A 21,576-nucleotide genomic window follows, 5' to 3' on the forward strand; every position below is an offset into this window, starting at 1 on the left:
TCAGGCCGTGGCGCGATGCAGGCTGGCGAGGAAACCCGCAGCGCCCACGAACAACCCGGCAAACGTGCGGTTCACGCGTTTCTGCTGCTTGGGCGTGCGCAACAGGGCGCAGCACCTTCGATGCCAGCCCGGTGTAGCCCGCCATCACGATCATATCCACGCCGATCATGGTCGCACCGAGGATCAGGTACTGAATCAGCAGCGGCGCCTGTGGGTTCACGAACTGCGGCAGCACCGCCAGCATGAACACCAGGGCCTTGGGGTTGCTGGCATTGACCAGGAAACCACGGAACATCATCGCCAGCGGCTTGCCAATCGGGCGGACTGGCGCGTCATCGCTCATGTCCATGGGCAGGGCGCGCCATTGCTTGACGGCCAGGTACACCAGGTACGCCACGCCAAACCATTTGATCGCGTAGAACGCGGTTGAGGACGTCGCCAGAACGGCGCCCAGGCCGCCCGCCACCACGGCAATCTGCATCGCCAGGCCCAATTGCAGGCCAATGGCGTTCCAGTAACCGCGCAGGAAACCATATTGCAGGCCGCTGGACATGGAGGCGATGGCGCCCGCGCCGGGGGAGAGACTGATGATCCAACTGGCCAGGAAGAAGGCCAGCCATGTGTCGAGCGCCATTACACACCTCGTAGCAAATTCGTTGTCAGCACTAAGCTAACGCCAAGGGCCGAGGGCTGGCTAGAGAATTTTTAAGGTAAAGGGCTGATATCACTACCGCGCCAGCGGCGTACCGAGCGCTGGAAGAACAGGCTGTTGGGTACTTGCACCACGGCGCTGTCGGTGCCCGCTTCAGCCACTTCGATCAACGTGGTGTACAGCAGGTTGATCGCGATCACCCGGCCTTTGACGCCGGGCTTGTCGACGGTGTCCACCAACTCGACCACATCACCCAGGCGAAACGGCCCAACGGTGAAGATCAGGATCGCGCACAGCAGGTTCGACAGCACCGACCACATGGCAAAGAACGCTACCGCCGCGACGGCCACAAAACCCGAGAGCGCGGTCCACAGCACGGTGGCCGAGACCCCCAGGCGTTCAAGGACGAAGATCAGCGCACTGCCCATGATCAGCCAGCGCAGGCCACCACGCAGGGGCATCAGCAGTTGCGGCGGAAACGGATAGCGCTCACCCAGGCGCGTCAGGCCCTTGGCGACAAAGCGCTGGGCCAGGTAACCGGCCAGCAGGATCAGCAGGATTTGCACGCCGACCCACACCGGTTCGATCCATTGCGCTGGCAGTGGCAGCTGCAAGGCTTCCATCAGGACAGCGCCTCCAACTCCGCTTGCAGGCCTTCCAGCAGTTCGAGGGCTTCCATCCAGGTCTCCTCCAGTTGCCCTTCGCGCACCTTGAGCTTGGCCTGTTCGGCCAGCAGGTCGCGCAGCTCATCCTTGCGGGCCGCTTCGTACACCGCGCTGTCGCCGAGGCTGGTTTCGATCTTGGCCAGGCGTTCGTGGACCTTGCCCAATTCGGCTTCAAGCTTGTCGGCTTCGCGTTTGTGCGGTGCCAACTGCTGGCGCAGGGCCGCAGCAGCCTGGCGCTGGGCTTTTTTGTCGGTCTTGTCCGGGTTGACCGGGGTGTTGCTGACCGGCGCGTTGCGCAGACGGTAGTCGGTCAACCAACGGGCGTAGTCGTCCAGGTCGCCATCAAACTCTTCGACCTTGCCATCGGCCACCAGCAGGAAGTTGTCGGTGGTGCTCTTGAGCAAGTGGCGGTCGTGAGACACCACCAGCACAGCGCCACTGAATTCCTGCAGGGCCATGGTCAGCGCCAGGCGCATTTCCAGGTCCAGGTGGTTGGTCGGTTCGTCGAGCAGCAGCAGGTTGGGACGGTCCCAGGCGATCAGGGCCAGGGCCAGGCGGGCTTTTTCGCCGCCGGAGAAATTCAGCACCGGCTCGTCGATGCGCGCACCACGGAAGTCGAAACCGCCAAGGAAGTCGCGCAGGGTCTGTTCGCGCTCGGTCGGCGCCAGGCGTTGCAGGTGCAACAGCGGGCTGGCCTTGGCGTCGAGGGAGTCCAATTGATGCTGGGCGAAGTAGCCCACCACCAGGTTCTCGCCACGGGTCAGGCGTCCGGCCAGGGGTTGCAGCTCGCCCGACAGGTTCTTGATCAGCGTCGACTTGCCCGCGCCGTTGGGGCCGAGCAAGCCGATGCGCGCGCCCGGGGTGAGCTGCAGCTTGACCTTCTCCAGGATGGTCTTGTCGCCATAACCCAGGCGGGCATCCGAGAGGTCGAGCAAGGGGCTAGAGATTTTCACTGACTCGCGGAACACAAAGTCGAACGGCGAATCGACGTGGGCCGCCGACAGCTCTTCCATGCGCTCCAGGGCCTTGATCCGGCTCTGGGCCTGACGGGCCTTGGTGGCCTGGGCCTTGAACCGGGCGATGTAGCTTTCCATATGCGCACGTTGCGCCTGCTGCTTCTCGAAGGCCTGCTGTTGCTGGGCCAGGCGTTCGGCACGGGCCCGCTCGAACGCGGTGTAGCCGCCGCGATAGAGGGTGATTTTCTTCTGTTCGACATGGGCGATGTTATCGACCACGGCGTCGAGGAAATCCCGGTCGTGGGAGATCAGCAGCAACGTGCCTGGGTAACTCTTGAGGAAATCCTCCAGCCACAGGATTGCATCCAGATCCAGGTGGTTGGTCGGTTCGTCGAGCAGCAACAGGTCCGAGGGACACATCAGCGCCTGGGCCAGGTTCAGGCGCATGCGCCAGCCACCGGAGAAGTCGGCAACCGGGCGGTCCATCTGTTCGTTGGTGAACCCGAGGCCGGCGAGCATTTTGCGCGCGCGGGCGTCGGCGGTGTAGCCGTCGGCACTGTCGAGTTCCGAGTGCAGGCGGGCCTGGGCGGCACCGTCCTGGGCTTTCTCGGCCTCGGCCAGGTCGTGTTGCACCTGACGCAGACGCAGGTCGCCATCGAGCACGTAGTCGATCGCGATGCGGTCCAGGGTGTCGATCTCCTGGCGCATGTGGGCGATACGCCAGTCGGCTGGCAGCAGGCAGTCCCCGGAATCAGGGGTCAGCTCACCGAGCAACAGGGCGAACAACGTGGATTTGCCGGCGCCATTGGCACCGATCAGGCCGGCTTTGTGACCGGCGTGCAGGGTCAGCTCGGCGTCTTCGAGAAGACGTTGCGGGCCACGCTGTAATGTTAGGCTTTGAAGTCGGATCATAATGGCGGCGGAGTCTACCAGCTTCGTTGGCCGCTGGTTTGGGTGTGAACATGTGCGCTGACCTGTGGAGCTTTGCCCTCTCGACCTACGCCCGTACGGGCGCTGAAGATGCCTGCCTGCGCTTGCAGGAGCAAGGGGCGGATGTGTGTCTGTTGTTGTGCGGGCTGTGGCTGGAACAGCGCGGGGTGGCACTTGAACCTGGACGCGTGCAGGCGCTGCGAGCAATCGCCGGTCCCTGGCAGGCAGACGTTGTGGAGCCCTTGCGCAGGGTGCGCAAGCAATGGCGCGCCATGGCGCAGCAGGATGTGGGGCTGGGAGCGTTGCGCGAGCGGGTCAAGGCCCTGGAGCTGGAAGCCGAACAGCAGTTGCTGTTACGTCTGGAAGCGCTGGCACAGGCTTGGCCAACGGGAGAACGCGCCACGCATCAGACATGGCTTGAAGGACTGGCGACCGAAGCCGCCAACCTTGACCACGACGCGCTGCTTCAGCTGCGCGCCGCGGCCACCGGCACTTAGGAAGCGCTGGTTGGGGTGGTGCCTGGTGCTACCGGGGCAGGCGTGCTGCTGGCCGGTGCAGTGGTAGCGGCTGGCGCTGCCGGTGCGGCAGGAGTCGCTGGCTTGGCAGCTGCTGGAGCTGGCGCGGGTTTGGCAGCCGCAGGTTTGGCAACCGGCTTGGCTGCTGGTTTCGCAGCAGCAGGTTTGGCAGCTGGCTTGGCCGCTGGTTTTGCAGCAGCAGGTTTGGCAGCTGGCTTGGCCGCTGGCTTTGCAGCAGCAGTTTTAGCAACTGGCTTGGCGGCTGGTTTCGCAGCAGCAGTTTTAGCAGCTGGCTTGGCGGCTGGTTTCGCAGCAGCAGTTTTAGCAGCTGGCTTGGCGGCTGGTTTCGCAGCAGCAGCTTTAGCAGCTGGCTTGGCGGCTGGTTTCGCAGCAGCAGCTTTAGCAGCTGGCTTGGCGGCTGGTTTCGCAGCAGCAGTTTTAGCAGCTGGCTTGGCGGCTGGTTTCGCAGCAGCAGTTTTAGCAGCTGGCTTGGCGGCTGGTTTTGCAGCAGCAGTTTTAGCAGCTGGCTTGGCGGCTGGTTTCGCAGCAGCAGTTTTAGCAGCTGGCTTGGCGGCTGGTTTTGCAGCAGCAGTTTTAGCAACTGGCTTGGCGGCTGGTTTCGCAGCAGCAGTTTTAGCAACTGGCTTGGCGGCTGGTTTCGCAGCAGCAGTTTTAGCAACTGGCTTGGCGGCTGGTTTCGCAGCAGCAGCTTTAGCAGGCGCTTTTTTAGCAGCAGGCTTGGCCGCAACTTTGGCCGGCGCCTTGGCCGCAACTGCCTTGGCTGGTGTACGAGTGCTCAACACTTTGGCCACAGCTTCTTTCACACGACCCACGCCCTGCGCCAGTTTCAGGCTCTCTTGGGCATCGCGCTTGAGTTGAAGGATGTAGGTGCGGGTTTCGGATTGACGATCCTTGAGGGCATCGAGCAAGTCCTCAAGTTCTTTGACGGCGCCCTTGGCTTTGGTTTGCGCCTTGGCTTTGCCGGCGGTCGCGGCGTCTTGCAGTTTAGTGCGGGATTTGTGCAGTTTTTCTTGAGCCTTGCCGCGTTGTTTTTCCAGCTTGGCGAGCAATTTCTCTGCATCAGCCAAGGCTTGGGAGCAAGCACTTTCCAAATGTTCGAGCAGGCTGCCCGAGAGTTGTTGGAGCAAGTGCAACGGGGTATTAACAGGCTTCTGTTTGGCCGACATGGTTTACCTCCTGGCTGACGTGGGTGCGGCTCATACTAGCCCTCTGCTCTTACCGCCGCTAGGGCATGTTGACAGTATCGAATGCGTTGCGTTGCACCGCACAAAAATTCTTATTGATATAACGAAAAACCGCTCCGGTTTTTGCCCATCCACACTGGCATAATCCACCGCACTTTCGGCTGGAGAACACCCATGTCGCGTTACCTTTTTTTCATCCTGGGTTTGTCGCTTTCAGTGGCCAACGCAATTGAGCCGACGGCGTCCAAAGACAGCCACGATCTGGCCTACAGCCTGGGCGCCAGCCTAGGCGAACGCCTGCGCCAGGAAGTCCCCGACTTGCAGATCCAGGCCTTGCTCGAAGGTCTCAAACAGGCCTATCAAGGCAAGCCCCTGGCCCTGGATGACGCACGTATCACACAAATTCTTGCCCAGCACGAAGCGCAGGCCAGCGCCGAGGCCCAAGTGCCGCAAAGCGAAAAGGCCCTCGCCGCCGAGCAACAATTCATGGCCACGGAAAAAGCCCGGGCCGGCGTGCGCGAATTGGCCGACGGTATCTTGCTCACAGAGTTGGCCGCCGGCAGCGGGAAAAAGCCGGGCGCCCGTGACAGGGTCCAAGTGAAGTACGTGGGGCGATTGCCCGATGGGACGATTTTCGACCAGAGTGCCCAGCCCCAATGGTTTCGCCTGGACAGCGTGATCAGCGGCTGGCAAAGCGCATTGCAACAGATGCCGGTTGGCGCGAAGTGGCGCCTGGTCATTCCATCGGCCCAAGCTTATGGCGCAGACGGTGCGGGTGAGCTGATCGCGCCTTACACGCCACTGGTTTTCGAGATTGAGCTGCTCGCAATCGGTAGCTGAACCCAACGAAAAACGGTGCGCCATGCGCACCGTTTTTTTGTCTTGCCGCTGAGGCTCAAGCCTGGGTTGCAGGCTCTTCCTTGTGGGCGTTGTGCAGCACTTCGATCAGGCAGTCCTCCAGTTCGAAGCGCTCATGGAGCAGGCCGCCCAGCTCTTTGAATTTTTCGGCAACGCACTTGCCTTTGTCGCAAAGGTCGTTAAAGGCCAGGAGTTTTTCGGTGATGACATCAATGCGCGGGTAGATAGTCTCGGCCAAGTCCAGGCCACGCTGGTCGTCGAAGGCCTCGGCCTCCTTGGTCAATTGCTCATAGACCCCGAAGTGACCTGCCGAGACGTAATCCACCAAGACACCACAGAAGTCCTGCAGAGATCCACGGTTCTCAGCCAGCGCTTCGGGCTTCTCACCGAGAGCATCAAAGGCTCGAACCAATTCGTGACGTGCCTTCAACCAGCTGTCGATCAGCTTATGCACACCACCCCAGCGTTCCTGAGCATTCTGACAACTTTCCAACATGATGATCTCTTCCCTTATGGGCGGTGCCGCTTTTGCCCGCGCAACACTTCGAGGATAAAGCGGCACCGGACAACGCCGCATCGAACAAACTGTTTCAATAACGCGTGCGGGCCAGATTATGCCCGCATGACTATGGCTTCAAGGTACGCAGACCAGAAAGTTCATACAAGTGTTTAATCCCATCCTACGAGCCAACAACCCCAATCAGTGCTTCACAAACCGCAAACCCTGACCGGACAACAGGCGTGAAAACTGCGTCCCTCCCAGGATGAGCATGGCAATGAAGAACAGCAGGCTCCATTCCGGGATGCTCAAGTCGAACAACGTCCAGTTGATTTCCACACAGTCGACGGTGCCCTTGAATGCCAGTTGCAGGGCTTGCCCCAGCGTCAGGTTTTCGATCATGTATTCCAGGCTTGGCCAGCAGTTGGGCATCTGGTCAGGCGGGATATTCTGCAACAGCACCTGGCGCACCGCTGTCACTGCGCCGAGCAATGCACAGCCCATGCTCGCCGCCCAATACAGGTAAATGCCCACACGCCTGGGGCCATGGAGCGTCGCTATCAGGTTGATCAGGGTGAACACCGCCAGCAGGCTGCGCTGGATCAGGCACAGGAAACAAGGTCGCAGCAATGCCCCATATTCCAGATAAAAAGACGCGCCCAACGTCAGCACACCGGCCATGAACGCCAGGAAGAACAAGGAGCGTGAGGGGGCCAAAGACATTGTTTATCCGCAACGCAAGAGATAGGTAGTTACGGTAGAGGAAAGACCTTACCCCTTTCAATACGCGCTGGAGCAGACGCTTCCGTGAGATTGCAGGGATATACCGTCAGAAGGTAGGTAACTTTGCGTGGCTCAGTGTGGGAAACCACCTCAGCCCCTGAAACGCCCCTAACCAAGGGGATTTGAAGGGCTGGCTGCCAGATGTTTCCCAGCCAACCCTTCAAAAAATCCTACGTCAAACCCGTGCAGGCACCGGCAGCGGTGAAGCCAGCAGACGGCTATCCAGCAGCCCAAGGCCTTCCTGGAACAGCTGATTACTGCGCTCGGTATCACCCAACTGCGCCAGCAAGCGCGCCAACTCGGCGCAGGCCTCGGGGTTGCGCTGCACTTGCAGGCTGCTTTCCAGATAGTCCCGCGCCTTGCCCCACAAACTGTTTTGCAGGCAAAGCCGACCCAAGGTCAGCAACAGGCTGGCATCCCCCGGGTGATCCTTGAGCCAACCTTCGGCGAATTTCAGCTGGCGTGCCGGATCGCTACCGCGCAACAGGCCATACAACCGGATCAGGTGGCTGTCATAACCGCGCTTGAGCGCCACACGCAACGCCTCTTCGGCCTTGGCATCGGCGCCCAGCTGACGCAACTGCTCGGCATAGGCCAGCACCAGTTGGGGCTCCTGGCGCTGGGCCGAGGTCAACTGCTGCCAGGCCCGCTCAAGGGATTGCAGACCGGCTTCACCGTGCTCTTCACGCTGGACCGCCAGGCTCAGGTTTTCACCCCAGGCCCGGCGCTCCAGATCTGCCAGTTCGGCGGCAGGCAGCACTTTGTCCTTGCGCAGTTCCGGCAACAGGCGGATCACCGAAGACCAGTCACCGCGCTGCTGGTGCAAGCGCTGGAGTTGACGCAATACCTGGGCGTTGTGCGGATGGCGTTCATGCATGGCCTGCAGAGTCACCAGGGCGGCGTCGGTGTCGCCACGGTCCATCTGCAACTGCGCGTGGCTCAAGGCGATGGCCAATTCGGCCTGGGGCTGACGCTCCAGGGCGCGCTCAAGCAGGCCGTCGGACTCTTCATAACGCCCCTGCTCGTTGGCGGCCCGGGCCGCGCCAAGGTAATACAGCAGCGGCTGACGCTCGGCTTCTGCAGCACGGTGCAGGTGTCGCTCGGCGCTGGCCCAGCGGCCTTCCGCCAGGTCCATCTGCCCTTGCTCGATGGCGACCTGCACGCGTCGGCTGCGATTGCGGCGCGACCAGGGATTGACCACGCCACCAGAGGTTGTCACCAGCCCCAGCAGCACCCGCAGCAGATAGATCGCCAGGCCGACGACAAACACCGCCACCAGGGTCGACCACAGGCCAGACTCGTAATGCAGCACATGGGGATAGGTGATCAGCACATAGCCGGTGTGTTTCGAGATGCCTACCGCCAGCGCCAGGGCGAGGGCAATCGCCAGCACCAGGATCACATAGAAACGCTTCATCGGCTTTACTCCTGGGTCGCCGGCTTACCGGCGGAAGCCTTGGCTTCATCGGCAGACAGATGGCGGCGTTCAAGGTAAGCCTGCACCGCAGACAAGCTCGCGGCGAGGTCCGGGGTCACCACCGAGACGGCCTTGGGCTCCAGCTCGGTGATACGCGCCAGCATGGCCTGGCTTTGCGGGTTGTCCTGGTTGAAGTTGTCTTGCAAGACGCTGCGCGCCTCGCCCAACGCACGGGCGTACACCGCCGGTTCGCCATTGAGCGCCGCCCATTGCGCCTGCTCCAGCGCCAGGCTCAGGGCCAGTCGCACCTGGTTCAAGCCTTGGCCTGCCAGCAGCGGGCGGATGTTATCGTCGGGGTTGAAGTCGATCCGGAAGTAGCGGGAGATCTGTTCCCACCATTGGCTCCAGCGACTGTCCGTGTCGGTGCTCGGACGGCCCTGTGGGCTCTCTTGCAGCTGATATTCCGGGGACACGGCGGCCAGTTGCACCACCTGGTCCCGCAGCGCCGCCAGTTGCAGGTACAGCCCGGTACGGTCTGGCTGCTCGACGCTGCGCAAGGCCGCCAAACTCTTGGCCAACTGCTCACGGGCGGCGTAGGAACCGGGATCGCTCTGCTCGCGCAGGATCTCATCGGCGCCCTGCACCAGCGCCTGGGCACTGTTGATATCCTGCAAGGCCGACAGGCGCAGGCTGGCCAGACGCAGCAGATGCTCGGCCTCGGCCAGGCGCCAATCCTTGCGGCTAGCGCCCAGGACGGTTTCCAGACGCTGATTCAGGCGTTGCTGGTCGCCCTGCAATTGCGCCACCAATCGACGGCGTTCTTCCAGCTCATCAGCACCCGGCAATTGCGCCAGGCGCGCGGCCAACTGCTGTTGTGCCTGCTCAATACCCTGGGATTGTTCATCCAGGGTACGCACCTGCCCCAACTGTTGCTGACTGCTCGCTTGCAGGGCCCGGACCTGCCAGAGCCCCCAGCCGCCGGCCGCAACACCGGCGGCACCGAGCAGCAAGGCGAAGACCGCCAGGCCGTTGCCACGGCGCGGCGCAGTGACCGGGGTCTCAACAGGCGCATCAAGCGCGGGCTGAGCTTCATCTTTAGGCAAGGCTGTTTCGCTCACGTGTCCATCCTTTGCGTTATTAGAGAGTGGGAACGGGCTGGCTCCGTAACGCCACTAGCAAAGCCGCGGCACTGGCACCGCGGCAATCCACAACTTTTTCCGCGCCCGCCGCCCGCGCCATTTCGGCGACGCGTGGGCTGGGCACGAACAACGGCAACTGTGCCACGCGTGGCCAATGGGCGCCGGCAAGGCTTTGCAAATGCAAAAAACCCTGCCCACTGCTGACCACCAGGCCGTTCAAGCGTTCCACAGCAATGCGCTGGGCGAGCACATCCGGGTCGTAGGCTGGCAGAAACCGACGATACAACTCCAGATAATCGACACTAGCACCTTGGCCGCGTAAACGCTCAGCCAGCAACTCTCGCCCACCCTGCCCGCGCAGGATCAATACCCGGGCATCGGCAATGGCGACAGCCTCGCGCAACCGGGGCACTTCAAGCAAGGCTTCGCTGTCATCCCCAACCTCGGGGTAGCTCACATCCAGGCCTTGGTCAGCCAGAACCTGGGCCGTTGCTGCGCCGACGCTGAACCACGGCAACGCCGGCACCGCTGGCGCGTACTGATCGAGCAATTGCAGCGCCACGCGCGCGGCCGGCTTGCTTACCACGATCACCGCGCAGTAGCGATCCAGGCCCTGGAAAACCGCCTGATGCTCAGGAGTGATGGGCAAGGGTTCGGTTTCCAGCAACGGCAAGCAGCTGCTGAAGATACCGGCTTCGGACAACGAGGCCGCCAGGGCTGCCGATTCCTCGGCAGGCCGCGTCAGCAGCACACGCCAACCGGTCACTGCGGACCGGCCTCGCCATAGACTTTTTGCAGAATGGCGCCGGCGCCTTTGGCCAGCAATTCTTCGGCAACCTTCACACCCAGGCTGGCGGCCTCGGCTTGTGGCCCGCGGATTTCAGCGGTGAGCAGTAAACCACCGTCGGGATCGCCCACCAGGCCGCGCAGCCAGAGGTTGTCACCCTCAAGGACCGCGTAACAGGCGATCGGTACCTGGCAGCCACCGTTGAGGTGCTTGTTCAGGGCGCGTTCGGCGGTGACGCGAATTTCGGTTTGCTGATGATCGAGAGGCTTGAGCAGCGCCTGGATTTCACGGTCTGCGGTACGGCATTCGATACCGACGGCCCCCTGCCCACCGGCCGGCAAGCTGTCTTCGACACTGATGGCCGACGTGATGCGGTCTTCAAAGCCCAGGCGAATCAGGCCCGCCGCCGCCAGGATGATCGCGTCGTACTCGCCGGCATCCAGCTTGGCCAGGCGGGTATTGACGTTGCCCCGCAGGAAGCGGATCTGCAGGTCCGGGCGACGGGTCAGCAACTGGGCCTGGCGACGCAGACTGGATGTGCCGACGATGCTGCCCAGGGGCAGCTCATCAAGGGAAGCGTAGGTGTTGGACACGAAGGCATCGCGCGGGTCTTCACGCTCGCAGATGCAATACAGGCCCAGGCCTTCGGGAAAGTCCATCGGTACGTCTTTCATCGAGTGCACGGCGATGTCGGCTTCATTCTCCAAGAGCGCGGTTTCCAGCTCCTTGACGAACAACCCCTTGCCGCCGATTTTCGACAGTGGCGAGTCGAGCAGCTTGTCGCCGCGACTGACCATGGGCACCAGGGACACCGTAAGGCCCGGATGGGCTTGCTCAAGGCGGGCTTTGACGTATTCGGCCTGCCACAAGGCCAGGGCACTTTTACGGGTGGCGATGCGGATTTCGCGAGAGGACATGGATCAATCCGTACTGAATAGATACGGCAGATAATAACAGCTCAGGCAGAACCGCCTTGATTTGAATCAGCAAGTGCGGGGCCTCCCTGGCCGCGTCACTCCGGGATTCGGGGCATGCATGTCGCTCAAGCCCTCGGGCTAAAGCTGCTGCATCATTTTGCGCACGCCTGCGACATGGCGTCGGCTGACGATCAACGCATCGCCGTTGAGCCCTTTGAGGAACAACTGGAAATGCCCCAGGGGCGTGCGTTGCAGGCGCTCGATACGCTCGCGGGCCACCAGCGCATTGCGATGGATGCGCACAAAGCGCTCGCCAAATTCGTCTTCCAGGGCCTTGAGCGGCTCATCGAGCAGCACTTCGCCGACCTCGTGGCGCAAGGTCACGTACTTGTGGTCGGCGATAAAATAAATCACCTGGTCCACGGGAATCAGCTCGATGCCCTTGCGGGTCCGCGCGCTGATATGGCTACGCGGGCCGTTGCCACTTTGCGCTGCGGGCTGGGTCAAGGCGCCGAGTTGGGCGCGATTGGGTCGCTCAGCCTTCTTCAAGGCCTTGAGTACCGCATCGGCAGCCACTGGCTTGACCAGGAAGCTGACACCGCTGGCCTCCAGGGCCTGGGAGGGAAACTCCTCTTCACTGGCACAAAGCACCAATGCCGGCGGCGACTCGCGCTCGCTCAAGCGGGCAGCTACCTGCAGGCCATCAAGGCCCGGCATGGCGATATCGAGCAGCACCACATCCGGCTTCAGGCTTTCGATCAAGGCCAATGCCTCGTCGCCACTGCAAGCGCTGGGTTCAAGGACACTGTATCCCTCAAGCTCACTGACCATACGGCTCAGTCGCTCGCGGGCTTGGGGTTCGTCATCAACGATCAGGACATTCATATTGCGCTGGATTCCTGCGTGAGTCTCGCACAAGGATAGCGTAGACAGGTGCGGTGACTTCCGTCACGGCGATCCACGCTAAGACTAGCGCGAGCGGCAAAAAGTGCCCCGAGAGCGACACCAATATTTACCCGGACCTGTTCAATACCGCCCATAACCCGATACCGCAGGGCATCGTCATAGGGTTTGCTGATACACAATATGAACACCCCCTCTACTTTAAGGTTAGCCTGGAGTTCGACCTCATTGCCTGGCATTGGTGCAGTGCACCCCTGTCAGTGCAACTGTAGACGCTCATGAAGACGACATTGCTCAATCGTCAAATATCGTTTCAATAAACATCCTTTGTTTACCTCAGGAACCGGCCGGGTTAAACCCCCGCGTCACTCCCACCTCCAGTCTCATCCCGGACGCGGCAGACGGCAAGGCACTTTGCCATCCAGCAAACAAATAAAAATGCCGACGCGGCGTATCAACGCCTCCATCAGCAACCCTGTTATTATCGGCGGCACACTTTCATGCCTCTTTTAAGCAGATCACGAGCGAATCCATGAGCACCGACAAGACCAACCAGTCCTGGGGCGGCCGCTTCAGTGAGCCCGTCGACGCCTTCGTCGCGCGCTTCACCGCCTCCGTCAATTTCGACCAGCGCCTCTATCGCCACGACATCATGGGCTCCATCGCCCACGCCACCATGCTGGCCAAGGTCGGCGTGCTGACCGATGCCGAGCGCGACAGCATCATTGACGGCCTGACCACGATCCGTGGCGAAATCGAGGCCGGTACCTTCGACTGGCGCGTGGACCTTGAAGACGTGCACATGAATATCGAGGCGCGCCTGACCGATCGCATCGGCGTTACCGGCAAAAAACTGCACACCGGGCGTAGCCGCAACGATCAGGTAGCCACCGATATCCGCCTATGGCTGCGCGATGAAATCGACTTGATCCTGGCCGAAATCACCCGCCTGCAAACAGGTCTGCTGGAGCAGGCAGAGCGTGAATCGGACACCATCATGCCCGGCTTCACCCACCTGCAAACCGCGCAGCCTGTGACCTTTGGCCACCATCTGCTGGCCTGGTTCGAAATGCTCAGCCGCGACTACGAGCGCCTGGTCGATTGCCGCAAACGCGCCAACCGCATGCCCCTGGGCAGCGCCGCGCTGGCCGGCACCACCTACCCGATCGACCGCGAATACACCGCGCAACTGCTGGGTTTCGACGCCGTGGGCGGCAACTCCCTGGACGGCGTATCGGATCGCGACTTCGCCATCGAGTTCTGCGCCGCCGCCAGCATCGCGATGATGCACTTGTCGCGATTCTCCGAAGAGCTGGTGTTGTGGACCAGCGCGCAGTTCCAGTTCATCGACTTGCCGGATCGTTTCTGCACCGGCAGTTCGATCATGCCGCAAAAGAAAAACCCCGACGTGCCAGAGCTGGTGCGGGGCAAGAGCGGCCGTGTATTCGGCGCGCTGATGGGCCTGCTGACCCTGATGAAAGGCCAGCCTCTGGCCTACAACAAGGACAACCAGGAAGACAAGGAACCGCTGTTCGACGCCGCCGATACCCTGCGCGACTCGCTGCGCGCGTTTGCCGACATGATCCCGGCGATCAAGCCCAAGCACGCCATCATGCGCGAGGCGGCCCTGCGCGGTTTCTCTACCGCCACAGACCTGGCGGACTACCTGGTGCGCCGTGGCCTGCCATTCCGTGACTGCCATGAAATCGTTGGCCATGCGGTGAAATACGGCGTGGATACTGGCAAGGATCTGGCGGAAATGAGCCTGGAAGAGCTGCGCCAGTTCAGCGACCAGATCGAGCAAGACGTGTTTGCGGTACTGACCCTGGAAGGCTCGGTCAATGCTCGCAACCATATCGGCGGCACGGCTCCGGCCCAGGTCAAGGCAGCCGTAGTGCGCGGCCAGGCCCTGCTCGCCAGCCGCTAAAAGCATCGCAGGCAAGCCAGCTCCCACCTTTGACCGGGGCCTTCAATCTACCTCGGTCAACTGTGGGAGCCCGCTTGTGTGGGAGCTAGCTTGCCTGCGATAGCATCACCTTAGTGTCACTGACACACCGAGGTGCCTGCATCGCGGGCAAGCCCAGCTCCCACATTTATTACTTCTTCGCCGCGATCATCGCCATAAAGGCCGGCATCGCCGCGTCCTTGTCCGCCGCCACTCGCTGGGCGTTGGGCAGGTCTTGCAGCGTCTTCAGCAAAGCCTTGGCCTTCGGCAACTCAGCCAGCAGATCCAGGCTGAACAGCTTCCCACCGACCGCGCACGCCAAGTCCACGCTGTACATGAAGTACACATCAGCAAGCGTAAAACGCTCCCCTGCCACATACGGCGCAAACTTGCCGTGCCGCCCCAGCGAAGCAACCCCTAACAGCAACTCGGCCTTGGCCTTGTCCTTGATCGCCTGCGGTACCGGCATGCCAAAGAACGCCTCGCCATAGCAAGCCCGGGCCGGCAGTTCGATGTACAACTCGATTTCCCTGCACAACGCCAACACCTGGGCACGCTGGAACGCATCGCCTGGCAGCAGGGCCGGGCCCGATTGCGTCTGTTCGAGGTACTCGAGAATCACGCTGGTTTCGTTGATAAAGCCGTTTTCCACCTTCAGCACCGGCACCTTGCCGCGCGGGCTCACCGCCAGGGCTTCAGGGGTTTGCCCGGCATAAAACGCCACTTCCTCGAAGGGCAGGCCCTTTTCCAGGAGCGCCAGCTTGACCATGTTGTAGTAGTTACTGACCGAAAATCCGTAGAGCTTGAGCATCACAAAGCCTCCAGGCCGTGCAGGGGTTGGCTGGGTAGGTTATAGAACGTGACGCGCCACCTGACCAGCAGCATCACCGGGCTGAATGGAGGTAGACTGGCGCCCTTTCCTGACAGGAGGCAGCCATGAGCGAGCCAACCGATATCGACAACGACGACGAAGAGTTCGCCGAATCCACCTTGACCCAAGCGATCGAAAACCAGATCGAAAGCGATAACCCGCCGGCGGCCAAGGCCACATTCAACAAGCTGACCCTGGTGGGCTACGAGCGCGAAGACATCCTGAACCTGATGGCTCATGTGCTGGCCGTGGAAATCGACGCGATGCTGGAAGAAGACCGGCCGTTCAACACCGACTGGTATGAAACCGCCCTGCGCGCCCTGCCAGAGCTGCCGCCGGAAAACCAGTAACCCTGCCCTTGCTCGCGAAAAACCTGAGCGCGCCGCGTTTCTCCAACTGCCCCGGGTCAACGTTAACGCTTTTCGCGAGCAAGCTCGCTCCTCCACACTGGACAGTTCGCCCAAGTACGTTCACCTTAGGGGCTGCTAGCGTCTGACAATTCCTAGAACGTCTGGAGTCCTTATGTCGTATACCCCTGAGTTGGTTGCCGAACTGGAAATCCTTGCACTTTTCAACCTGGGCAGTTCCCAGGAAGGTCTGAAAGTCCATCAGACCGCTGCTCCCACTGCCATTGCTGCGGCCAAACGCCTGTTCGAGAAAAAACTGATCGACCAGCCAGATGGCGGCTACCTGACCAGTCTGGGCCGCGACGCAGCAGAACAAGCGCAAACACTGCTGACGATCCTGACCACCGCTACCACCAAAGAAGCCGCCTGACCTACCGTATCGCCCACGGAATCCTCTGTTCACGGATTCCGCGGGCACTTCTGCGCCGACGATAAAATTCTGGCGCCAAAAACAAATTCCCCTTAAACCTCCTACGATTCTGTCTGTAAACTCCTACACGGCCGCCCACGCCGGGCCTGCGAGCCGTTGAGTTCGACATGACCAGTACCCATGAAATCCGCCCTGACTTGGATGAAGGCATTGACCGCAAGGTACTGGCCCAACTGCGCTCGCGTTTCCTCACCCTCAATGCCGGCCGCATGGCCCGGGCTGTCGAAGGCCTGACGCCGCGCCAGCAAAGCGTGCTGGCACTGCTGCCGCTGTTTTTTCCATGTCAATCACCCCTTGTTGCCTGGTTATGTCTCGGGCAGCACGCCGGCCGGTTTGTCGAATTTTGAACCGGATGCCCAGGTCCTGGCCGAAGCCCAGCGCCTGACCCGCTCGTTTTCCTACAAGCCACGCCACGGCAACCCGCCCACCCCGATCCACGGCCTGTTCCTGATGGGCAGCCTTGGCACACTGGCCCAGGCCGACCAGAGTGATATGGACGTGTGGGTCTGCCACGCCGCAGAGGTAAACGAGGCCGAGCTGGTCGAATTGCGCAAAAAGTGCCAGTTGCTGGAGGCCTGGGCCCTGAGCATGGGCGCCGAGGCGCATTTTTTCCTGATCGAACCCAGCCGTTTTGCTCAGGGCGGTCGCGATACCCAGCTCAGCTCAGATGACTGCGGCACCAGCCAGCACTATCTGTTGCTCGATGAGTTCTACCGCACCGCCATCTGGCTGGCCGGGCGCACGCCAATCTGGTGGCTGGTGCCAGTCTACGAAGAAGCGCGCTACGCCGAATTTACCCACGCGCTGATTTCCAAACGTTTTATCCGCGCCGACGAAACCCTCGACCTCGGGCACCTGGCCCATATCCCGCCGGGAGAATTTATCGGCGCCGGCCTGTGGCAGTTGTTCAAGGGTATCGAGTCACCCTACAAGTCGGTGCTCAAGCTGTTGCTCACCGAGGTGTATGCCAGCGAGCACCCCAAGGTGCAGTGCCTGAGCCTGCGTTTCAAACGCGCGGTGTTCGCCAACCAACTGGACCTGGATGAGCTGGACCCGTATATCGTGGTCTACCGTCGCATCGAGGAATACCTGCGCGGACGCAACGAACCCGAGCGCCTGGAACTGGTGCGGCGCAGCCTGTACCTGAAGGTCAACCGCAAGCGCACCACCAGCTGGCAACGCGCGCTGCTGGAGCGCCTGGCCCACGAATGGGGCTGGGACCAGCGGCAACTGGCCCTGCTCGACAGCCGCAGCCAGTGGAAAGTGCGACAGGTCGCGTCCGAACGCCGCGCCCTGGTCAATGAGCTCAATTACAGCTATCGCTTCCTGACCCAATTCGCCCGCACCGAACAGACCGTGAGCCTGATCAACAAGCGCGACCTCAATGTGCTGGGCCGGCGCCTGTACGCCGCCTTTGAACGCAAGGCCGGCAAGGTCGAGTTCATCAACCCGGGGATTGCCCCGGACCTGGCCGAAGACACCCTCACCCTGGTCCACTCGCCCAATCGCAAGGAGCCGGGCCAGTACCATTGGGGCCTGTACAACGGCAGCCTGACCGCCCTGGAATGGGAGCACTTTGCGCCGATCAAACGCAGCCGCGACCTGCTGGAGATGCTCACCTGGTGCCATCGCAACGGCGTGATCGACAGCAGCACGCGCCTGGCCCTGCATCCGGGCACCAGCGATTTGAGCGAATTCGAGCTGTTCAATCTGCTGGGCAGCCTGCAACAGACCGTCGCCCTGCCCCTGGCCACGGTGGATGAGGAACGCCTGCTGCGTACGGCGATACCCGAGGAGGTGCTGTTGCTGGTCAACGTCGGCGTCGACCCGCTCAAGCACCACCGTGACTTGAATATCCTGATGACCACCGAGCGCACCGACTCCCTGAGTTACGCCGGCGTCAGGGAAAACCTGGTGTTGACCCTGGACCAGGTGACACTCAACAGCTGGAACGAGGTAATGGTCAGCCGTTACGAGGGCCCTCACGCCCTGCTCGATTGCCTGCGCGATTACCTGAATCAGTTACCACACGACCAACTGCCACGGCTGCGGGTGCGCTGTTTCTGCCATAACCGTGCGCAGTTCATTGCCCAGCGTGTGGAAGAGATTTTCGATACCGCGCAAAACCTGATGCTCAGCCAGCTCAACCACCGCTATCTGATCCAGGTGCAGCAGCACTATCACGTCATGGAACTGGCGCCGGGGCAGGCCAATCATGTGTCCCTGGCCAGCGAGCAGGCGCTGGTGGAATACCTCAGCGAAGAACTGGCCAGCTACAGCCCGTTGCACCTGGATGCCATGGCCCTGGAAGACCACGATCTGGCGGCGCTGCTACCGATGGGCCAGGCGGATTGTGTGCAGGTGTTCTACCGCATCAATGACGGTTTTGCCGAGCTGTACGTGCTCGACGAATTCAACGCCCTCTGGCAACAGCGCCTGCCGTTTCATGATGAGCAAAGCTTGCTCGCCCCTTTGCAGCGCTTCCTGCAGTCGGTCATCTATCGTCGGGACGCGCTGTCACCGCTGGACCCGCAGCAGCCACTGGGGGCCGTGCAAACGCTGTATTACCAGCTGTTGCCATCGGCAAGCGGTCGGGCCCGTCGGGTCGAGCCACGACCGGCACCCCAGGTCCCGGCCAACAAACCGTTCTACGACGTGCAGGCGATTATCGGCAAGGGCGCGCCAGGCCAGGTGGGGATTACCCTGTACTGCAATCAGCGGGAGTTTTGTGAACTGGAATTTGGCGACCAGCTGTTTGCAGTGGTCGCCCAGGAGATCGTCGGGCAGCGTCGGGAAACCGAGCGCTATCGTTGCTACATCACCGACCTGGACCTGTCCGGGCTACTCGGTGATGTTCAAAGCCCAAGCAATCTCTACCTGCGCTACAAGGCCGAGTTGGAGCAGGCGCTCAACCAGGCCTTGAATCAGGTCTAGAGCGTGAATGCGCCGCCGTCTTTAGGCTGGCCTTCGACACTCAGCAGCTCAAGCTTGAGGGTCTTGCCACCTGGAGCGGGCCAGTCGATGTGCTGGCCAACCTGCAGGCCCAGCAGCGCACTGCCCACAGGGGCGAGGATCGAGATCTTGCCTTCGTCGGCATTCGCGTCCTTGGGGTAGACCAGGGTCAGGTGATAGTCCTTGCCGCTGCTTTGCTCGCGGCAATGCACGCTGGAGTTCATGGTCACGACACCGGCAGGCACTTCATCGTGACCAACCACGTCTTCAGCGCGGTCAAGTTCGGCTTGCAGGGCGATGACGCCTGGCAGTTTATCGTCCATACGGTCGATCAGTTGCTCAAGACGTTGCACATCGAGACGGGTGAGGATGATGGAAGGTGCAGTCATGATTGCGGCAGACTCCTTTTTTTCTGCACAAAAAAGCAAAACCCCGCCAATAAACGGCGGGGTTCTCACGGACCTCGATGAGTTGAGGTGTACCCGGACACTACCACAGCACACCAAATAAACAAGATGGGCTGGTCTGAAGGTCAGGCACCGGCCTTGCGTTGCTCGGCCTGTGCGACGATCACGCGGCGCCGCTGATCGTCGGCGGAACGCCATTCCCGGATGTCTTCCACGTGTCGGAAGCAGCCAAGGCAGACTTTCTGCTCATCCAGCCGACACAAACTGATACAAGGTGACGGCACTGCCGGGCTGACATTGCTGAACAGCGGCTTGGGCGGACGGGCGGGTGTGGGCTGGGTCACGATCAAATCTCGTCGAAATCCAGCTCGACGCCGGCCTGTTCCTGAGTGATGCGTGCAAGCATTTCGCTCAGCAGCTCATCGCTGGTGTCGTGGGACCAGCGTTTTTCTTCTTCGTCATAGTCGAAGTGAAAACCTCCGGAACGTGCCGCCAGCCACAACTGACGCAGCGGCTCCTGGCGGCTGAAGATCAATTGGCTGCCGTTCTCGAACTTGACGGTCAGCACGCCGGCAGAATTTTCCAGATCCACATCCAGGCCACTCTCGTCGAAAATATCCTCCAGCGCTTGCTGGGTCGCATCGACCAGGTCGTGAAAGCGGGCTTCGGTCAAACTCATGGTGGGAACCTCAAAAAGTGTCTACTCACGCTCAAGCGCCGCACGATACGGAGGCGCCATCATGATTGCAAAGAATACCGATTTCGTTCCCATCAGCCGCGAGAAATATCCCAAATTAATGTAGGCCACTTCACGACATACTCGGCAAAGCCCCGCCGGACGGGTGTCCCGGCACATAGGCAAGCTGGCGGGTGGTCGGTATACTCGGGCGCAATTAATGCATATTCAAGGATTTAGCCATGAAGCGCCTGATCTCTTCCCTTGCTGCGCTCGTCGCGGTCGCTTGCCTCGTCAGTGCCTGTGGTCAAAAAGGCCCGTTGTACCTGCCCGATGACAGCAAAGACCCGAATGAACAGGCGCAAACGTCGCAATCCAAAGCGCACAAGCACGACACCTACTAAGGGAATTTCATGGACGCTTTTAACTACCGGAACGGCGAGCTGTTCGCGGAAGGCGTGGCGCTGTCCGCGATTGCCGAACGCTTCGGCACCCCGACCTATGTGTACTCGCGAGCGCATATCGAAGCGCAATACCGCACCTTTGCCGATGCACTGGAGGGCACGCCAAGCCTGGTGTGCTATGCAGTAAAAGCCAACTCCAACCTGGGTGTACTCAATGTCCTGGCGCGCCTGGGCGCTGGTTTTGACATCGTGTCCCGTGGCGAGCTGGAGCGTGTACTGGCCGCAGGCGGCAAGGCTGACAAAATCGTGTTCTCCGGGGTCGGCAAGACCCGCGAAGACATGCGCCGCGCCCTGGAAATCGGCGTGCATTGCTTCAACGTCGAGTCCACCGACGAGCTGGAGCGCCTGCAAGTGGTGGCCGCCGAGATGGGCGTGCGTGCGCCGATCTCCCTGCGCGTCAACCCGGATGTCGATGCCGGTACCCACCCGTACATTTCCACCGGTCTCAAAGAGAACAAGTTCGGCATCGCGATTGCCGACGCCGAAGACGTGTATATCCGCGCCGCCCAACTGCCAAACCTGGAAGTACTGGGTGTGGACTGCCATATCGGTTCGCAACTGACCAGTCTGCCCCCCTTCCTCGATGCCCTCGACCGCCTACTGGCGCTGATCGACCGCCTCGGCGAGTGCGGCATCTACCTGCACCACATTGATCTGGGCGGTGGCGTGGGCGTGCGTTATCGCGACGAAGAGCCGCCGCTGGTGGCCGACTACGTCAAGGCCGTACGCGAGCGCACCGAAGGCCGCGACCTGAAGCTGATATTCGAGCCGGGCCGCTACATCGTTGCCAATGCAGGCGTACTGCTGACCCAGGTCGAGTACCTCAAGCACACCGAACACAAGGATTTCGCCATCGTCGATGCGGCGATGAACGACCTGATCCGCCCGGCGCTGTACCAGGCCTGGATGGATGTCAGCGCCGTGCGCCCGCGCGACAGCGCCCCGCGCACCTATGACATCGTCGGCCCGATTTGTGAAACCAGCGACTTCCTGGCCAAGGACCGTGAACTGGCCCTGGCAGAAGGCGATCTGCTGGCCGTGCATTCGGCCGGTGCCTACGGGTTTGTCATGAGCTCCAACTACAACACCCGCGGGCGTACCGCCGAAGTGTTGGTGGACGGTGATCAAGCGTTTGAAGTGCGTCGCCGCGAGACGGTAGCCGAGTTGTTTGCTGGCGAAAGCCTGCTGCCGGAGTAAG

21 protein-coding genes and 2 pseudogenes are annotated in these 21,576 nt (G+C 61.3%); 8 read left to right on the plus strand and 15 right to left on the minus strand.

What is annotated here, in order from left to right; genetic code table 11:
• The 3 genes and pseudogenes from PSH80_RS26025 to PSH80_RS26035 all read right to left on the minus strand — a co-directional run bounded on the left by PSH80_RS26025 (position 1) and on the right by PSH80_RS26035 (position 3,185).
• Positions 1–634, minus strand: a pseudogene (locus tag PSH80_RS26025) (LysE family transporter).
• 71 nt (positions 635–705) lie between these two features.
• A complete protein-coding gene (locus PSH80_RS26030) occupies positions 706–1,275 on the minus strand; it encodes a mechanosensitive ion channel family protein (protein WP_057440468.1) in 570 nt (189 codons plus the stop codon).
• Entirely contained in the window at positions 1,275–3,185 is a 1,911-nt protein-coding gene (locus tag PSH80_RS26035; protein WP_057960966.1) for an ATP-binding cassette domain-containing protein, read from the minus strand. Before PSH80_RS26035 ends, PSH80_RS26030 begins: the two co-directional genes overlap by 1 nt.
• Before the next feature lie 50 nt (positions 3,186–3,235).
• On the opposite strand from PSH80_RS26035, the gene PSH80_RS26040 reads away from it, so the two are divergent.
• On the plus strand, positions 3,236–3,700 hold the full coding sequence (locus PSH80_RS26040) for a TIGR02444 family protein (protein ID WP_198791877.1): 465 nt from the start codon (positions 3,236–3,238) through the stop codon (positions 3,698–3,700).
• Here the strand turns inward: PSH80_RS26040 and PSH80_RS26045 are convergent.
• Complete coding sequence (locus tag PSH80_RS26045) at positions 3,697–4,905, minus strand: AlgP family protein (protein ID WP_305418661.1); 1,209 nt, start codon at positions 4,903–4,905, stop codon at positions 3,697–3,699. The two genes, PSH80_RS26040 and PSH80_RS26045, sit on opposite strands and share 4 nt — an antisense overlap.
• 192 nt (positions 4,906–5,097) lie before the next feature.
• Here PSH80_RS26045 and PSH80_RS26050 point away from each other — a divergent pair, with 192 nt between their 5' ends.
• The gene (locus PSH80_RS26050) at positions 5,098–5,763 is read left to right on the plus strand and encodes an FKBP-type peptidyl-prolyl cis-trans isomerase (protein ID WP_305418663.1); all 666 of its coding nucleotides are present in this window, start codon (positions 5,098–5,100) and stop codon (positions 5,761–5,763) included.
• Between the two features lie 55 nt (positions 5,764–5,818).
• On the opposite strand, the gene PSH80_RS26055 is transcribed toward PSH80_RS26050, so the two are convergent.
• The 7 genes from PSH80_RS26055 to PSH80_RS26085 form a co-directional block, all read right to left on the minus strand.
• Positions 5,819–6,277: an Rsd/AlgQ family anti-sigma factor gene (locus PSH80_RS26055; protein WP_057440472.1), complete on the minus strand. Its 459-nt coding sequence runs from the start codon at positions 6,275–6,277 to the stop codon at positions 5,819–5,821.
• A 204-nt stretch (positions 6,278–6,481) separates the two neighbouring features.
• Entirely contained in the window at positions 6,482–7,003 is a 522-nt protein-coding gene (locus PSH80_RS26060) for a disulfide bond formation protein B (protein WP_057440473.1), read from the minus strand.
• A 235-nt stretch (positions 7,004–7,238) separates the two neighbouring features.
• The gene (locus tag PSH80_RS26065) at positions 7,239–8,480 is read right to left on the minus strand and encodes a heme biosynthesis protein HemY (RefSeq protein ID WP_057440474.1); all 1,242 of its coding nucleotides are present in this window, start codon (positions 8,478–8,480) and stop codon (positions 7,239–7,241) included.
• A 5-nt stretch (positions 8,481–8,485) separates the two neighbouring features.
• On the minus strand, positions 8,486–9,598 hold the full coding sequence (locus PSH80_RS26070; RefSeq protein WP_057960978.1) for a uroporphyrinogen-III C-methyltransferase: 1,113 nt from the start codon (positions 9,596–9,598) through the stop codon (positions 8,486–8,488).
• A 19-nt stretch (positions 9,599–9,617) separates the two neighbouring features.
• Positions 9,618–10,385: a uroporphyrinogen-III synthase gene (locus tag PSH80_RS26075; protein WP_057960979.1), complete on the minus strand. Its 768-nt coding sequence runs from the start codon at positions 10,383–10,385 to the stop codon at positions 9,618–9,620.
• Positions 10,382–11,323 (minus strand): hydroxymethylbilane synthase, encoded by a 942-nt coding sequence (gene hemC, locus PSH80_RS26080; protein WP_057440477.1) that lies wholly within the window; start codon positions 11,321–11,323, stop codon positions 10,382–10,384. Before hemC ends, PSH80_RS26075 begins: the two co-directional genes overlap by 4 nt.
• A 138-nt stretch (positions 11,324–11,461) precedes the next feature.
• Complete coding sequence (locus tag PSH80_RS26085; RefSeq protein WP_057440478.1) at positions 11,462–12,208, minus strand: LytTR family DNA-binding domain-containing protein; 747 nt, start codon at positions 12,206–12,208, stop codon at positions 11,462–11,464.
• A gap of 550 nt (positions 12,209–12,758) precedes the next feature.
• Here PSH80_RS26085 and argH point away from each other — a divergent pair.
• Complete coding sequence (gene argH, locus PSH80_RS26090) at positions 12,759–14,153, plus strand: argininosuccinate lyase (protein ID WP_057440480.1); 1,395 nt, start codon at positions 12,759–12,761, stop codon at positions 14,151–14,153.
• A gap of 169 nt (positions 14,154–14,322) precedes the next feature.
• On the opposite strand, the gene PSH80_RS26095 is transcribed toward argH, so the two are convergent.
• On the minus strand, positions 14,323–14,982 hold the full coding sequence (locus tag PSH80_RS26095) for a glutathione S-transferase family protein (RefSeq protein ID WP_057960980.1): 660 nt from the start codon (positions 14,980–14,982) through the stop codon (positions 14,323–14,325).
• A gap of 125 nt (positions 14,983–15,107) precedes the next feature.
• Between PSH80_RS26095 and PSH80_RS26100 the strand changes: the two genes are divergently transcribed.
• From PSH80_RS26100 to PSH80_RS26110, 3 genes and pseudogenes are all read left to right on the plus strand, one after another.
• Complete coding sequence (locus PSH80_RS26100; protein ID WP_057440482.1) at positions 15,108–15,392, plus strand: hypothetical protein; 285 nt, start codon at positions 15,108–15,110, stop codon at positions 15,390–15,392.
• 172 nt (positions 15,393–15,564) lie between these two features.
• The gene (locus tag PSH80_RS26105; protein ID WP_057440483.1) at positions 15,565–15,819 is read left to right on the plus strand and encodes a TIGR02647 family protein; all 255 of its coding nucleotides are present in this window, start codon (positions 15,565–15,567) and stop codon (positions 15,817–15,819) included.
• A gap of 167 nt (positions 15,820–15,986) precedes the next feature.
• A pseudogene (locus PSH80_RS26110) lies at positions 15,987–18,813 on the plus strand (class I adenylate cyclase).
• Here PSH80_RS26110 and rnk read toward each other — a convergent pair.
• The 3 genes from rnk to cyaY form a co-directional block, all read right to left on the minus strand.
• A complete protein-coding gene (gene rnk / locus PSH80_RS26115; RefSeq protein ID WP_057444204.1) occupies positions 18,810–19,220 on the minus strand; it encodes a nucleoside diphosphate kinase regulator in 411 nt (136 codons plus the stop codon). The pseudogene PSH80_RS26110 and the gene rnk sit on opposite strands and share 4 nt — an antisense overlap.
• A gap of 143 nt (positions 19,221–19,363) precedes the next feature.
• Positions 19,364–19,582, minus strand: a complete 219-nt coding sequence (locus PSH80_RS26120) for a DUF1289 domain-containing protein (RefSeq protein ID WP_057440618.1) — start codon at positions 19,580–19,582, stop codon at positions 19,364–19,366.
• A 2-nt stretch (positions 19,583–19,584) separates the two neighbouring features.
• Positions 19,585–19,917 (minus strand): iron donor protein CyaY, encoded by a 333-nt coding sequence (cyaY, locus tag PSH80_RS26125; RefSeq protein ID WP_057440485.1) that lies wholly within the window; start codon positions 19,915–19,917, stop codon positions 19,585–19,587.
• A gap of 239 nt (positions 19,918–20,156) precedes the next feature.
• Here cyaY and PSH80_RS26130 point away from each other — a divergent pair, with 239 nt between their 5' ends.
• Together PSH80_RS26130 and lysA are read left to right on the plus strand one after the other, a co-directional pair.
• Entirely contained in the window at positions 20,157–20,318 is a 162-nt protein-coding gene (locus PSH80_RS26130) for a lipoprotein (RefSeq protein ID WP_038444426.1), read from the plus strand.
• A 9-nt stretch (positions 20,319–20,327) separates the two neighbouring features.
• Complete coding sequence (lysA, locus tag PSH80_RS26135) at positions 20,328–21,575, plus strand: diaminopimelate decarboxylase (protein WP_057440486.1); 1,248 nt, start codon at positions 20,328–20,330, stop codon at positions 21,573–21,575.
• Position 21,576: the final 1 nt, after the last annotated feature.

The organism is Pseudomonas sp. FP818 (assembly GCF_030687335.1).
GTDB lineage: Bacteria > Pseudomonadota > Gammaproteobacteria > Pseudomonadales > Pseudomonadaceae > Aquipseudomonas > Aquipseudomonas shahriarae.

Bases quoted from the DNA above. Each gene is read 5' to 3' on its own strand.
- PSH80_RS26040 (WP_198791877.1), top strand. From the start codon at position 3,236: ATGTGCGCTGACCTGTGGAGCTTTGCCCTCTCGACCTACGCCCGTACG.
- PSH80_RS26105 (WP_057440483.1), top strand. From the start codon at position 15,565: ATGTCGTATACCCCTGAGTTGGTTGCCGAACTGGAAATCCTTGCACTT.
- rnk (WP_057444204.1), bottom strand. From the start codon at position 19,220: ATGACTGCACCTTCCATCATCCTCACCCGTCTCGATGTGCAACGTCTT.
- hemC (WP_057440477.1), bottom strand. From the start codon at position 11,323: ATGTCCTCTCGCGAAATCCGCATCGCCACCCGTAAAAGTGCCCTGGCC.
- PSH80_RS26130 (WP_038444426.1), top strand. From the start codon at position 20,157: ATGAAGCGCCTGATCTCTTCCCTTGCTGCGCTCGTCGCGGTCGCTTGC.
- argH (WP_057440480.1), top strand. From the start codon at position 12,759: ATGAGCACCGACAAGACCAACCAGTCCTGGGGCGGCCGCTTCAGTGAG.
- PSH80_RS26065 (WP_057440474.1), bottom strand. From the start codon at position 8,480: ATGAAGCGTTTCTATGTGATCCTGGTGCTGGCGATTGCCCTCGCCCTG.
- PSH80_RS26085 (WP_057440478.1), bottom strand. From the start codon at position 12,208: ATGAATGTCCTGATCGTTGATGACGAACCCCAAGCCCGCGAGCGACTG.
- PSH80_RS26100 (WP_057440482.1), top strand. From the start codon at position 15,108: ATGAGCGAGCCAACCGATATCGACAACGACGACGAAGAGTTCGCCGAA.
- PSH80_RS26035 (WP_057960966.1), bottom strand. From the start codon at position 3,185: ATGATCCGACTTCAAAGCCTAACATTACAGCGTGGCCCGCAACGTCTT.
- PSH80_RS26045 (WP_305418661.1), bottom strand. From the start codon at position 4,905: ATGTCGGCCAAACAGAAGCCTGTTAATACCCCGTTGCACTTGCTCCAA.
- lysA (WP_057440486.1), top strand. From the start codon at position 20,328: ATGGACGCTTTTAACTACCGGAACGGCGAGCTGTTCGCGGAAGGCGTG.
- PSH80_RS26060 (WP_057440473.1), bottom strand. From the start codon at position 7,003: ATGTCTTTGGCCCCCTCACGCTCCTTGTTCTTCCTGGCGTTCATGGCC.
- PSH80_RS26030 (WP_057440468.1), bottom strand. From the start codon at position 1,275: ATGGAAGCCTTGCAGCTGCCACTGCCAGCGCAATGGATCGAACCGGTG.
- PSH80_RS26095 (WP_057960980.1), bottom strand. From the start codon at position 14,982: ATGCTCAAGCTCTACGGATTTTCGGTCAGTAACTACTACAACATGGTC.
- PSH80_RS26050 (WP_305418663.1), top strand. From the start codon at position 5,098: ATGTCGCGTTACCTTTTTTTCATCCTGGGTTTGTCGCTTTCAGTGGCC.
- PSH80_RS26055 (WP_057440472.1), bottom strand. From the start codon at position 6,277: ATGTTGGAAAGTTGTCAGAATGCTCAGGAACGCTGGGGTGGTGTGCAT.
- cyaY (WP_057440485.1), bottom strand. From the start codon at position 19,917: ATGAGTTTGACCGAAGCCCGCTTTCACGACCTGGTCGATGCGACCCAG.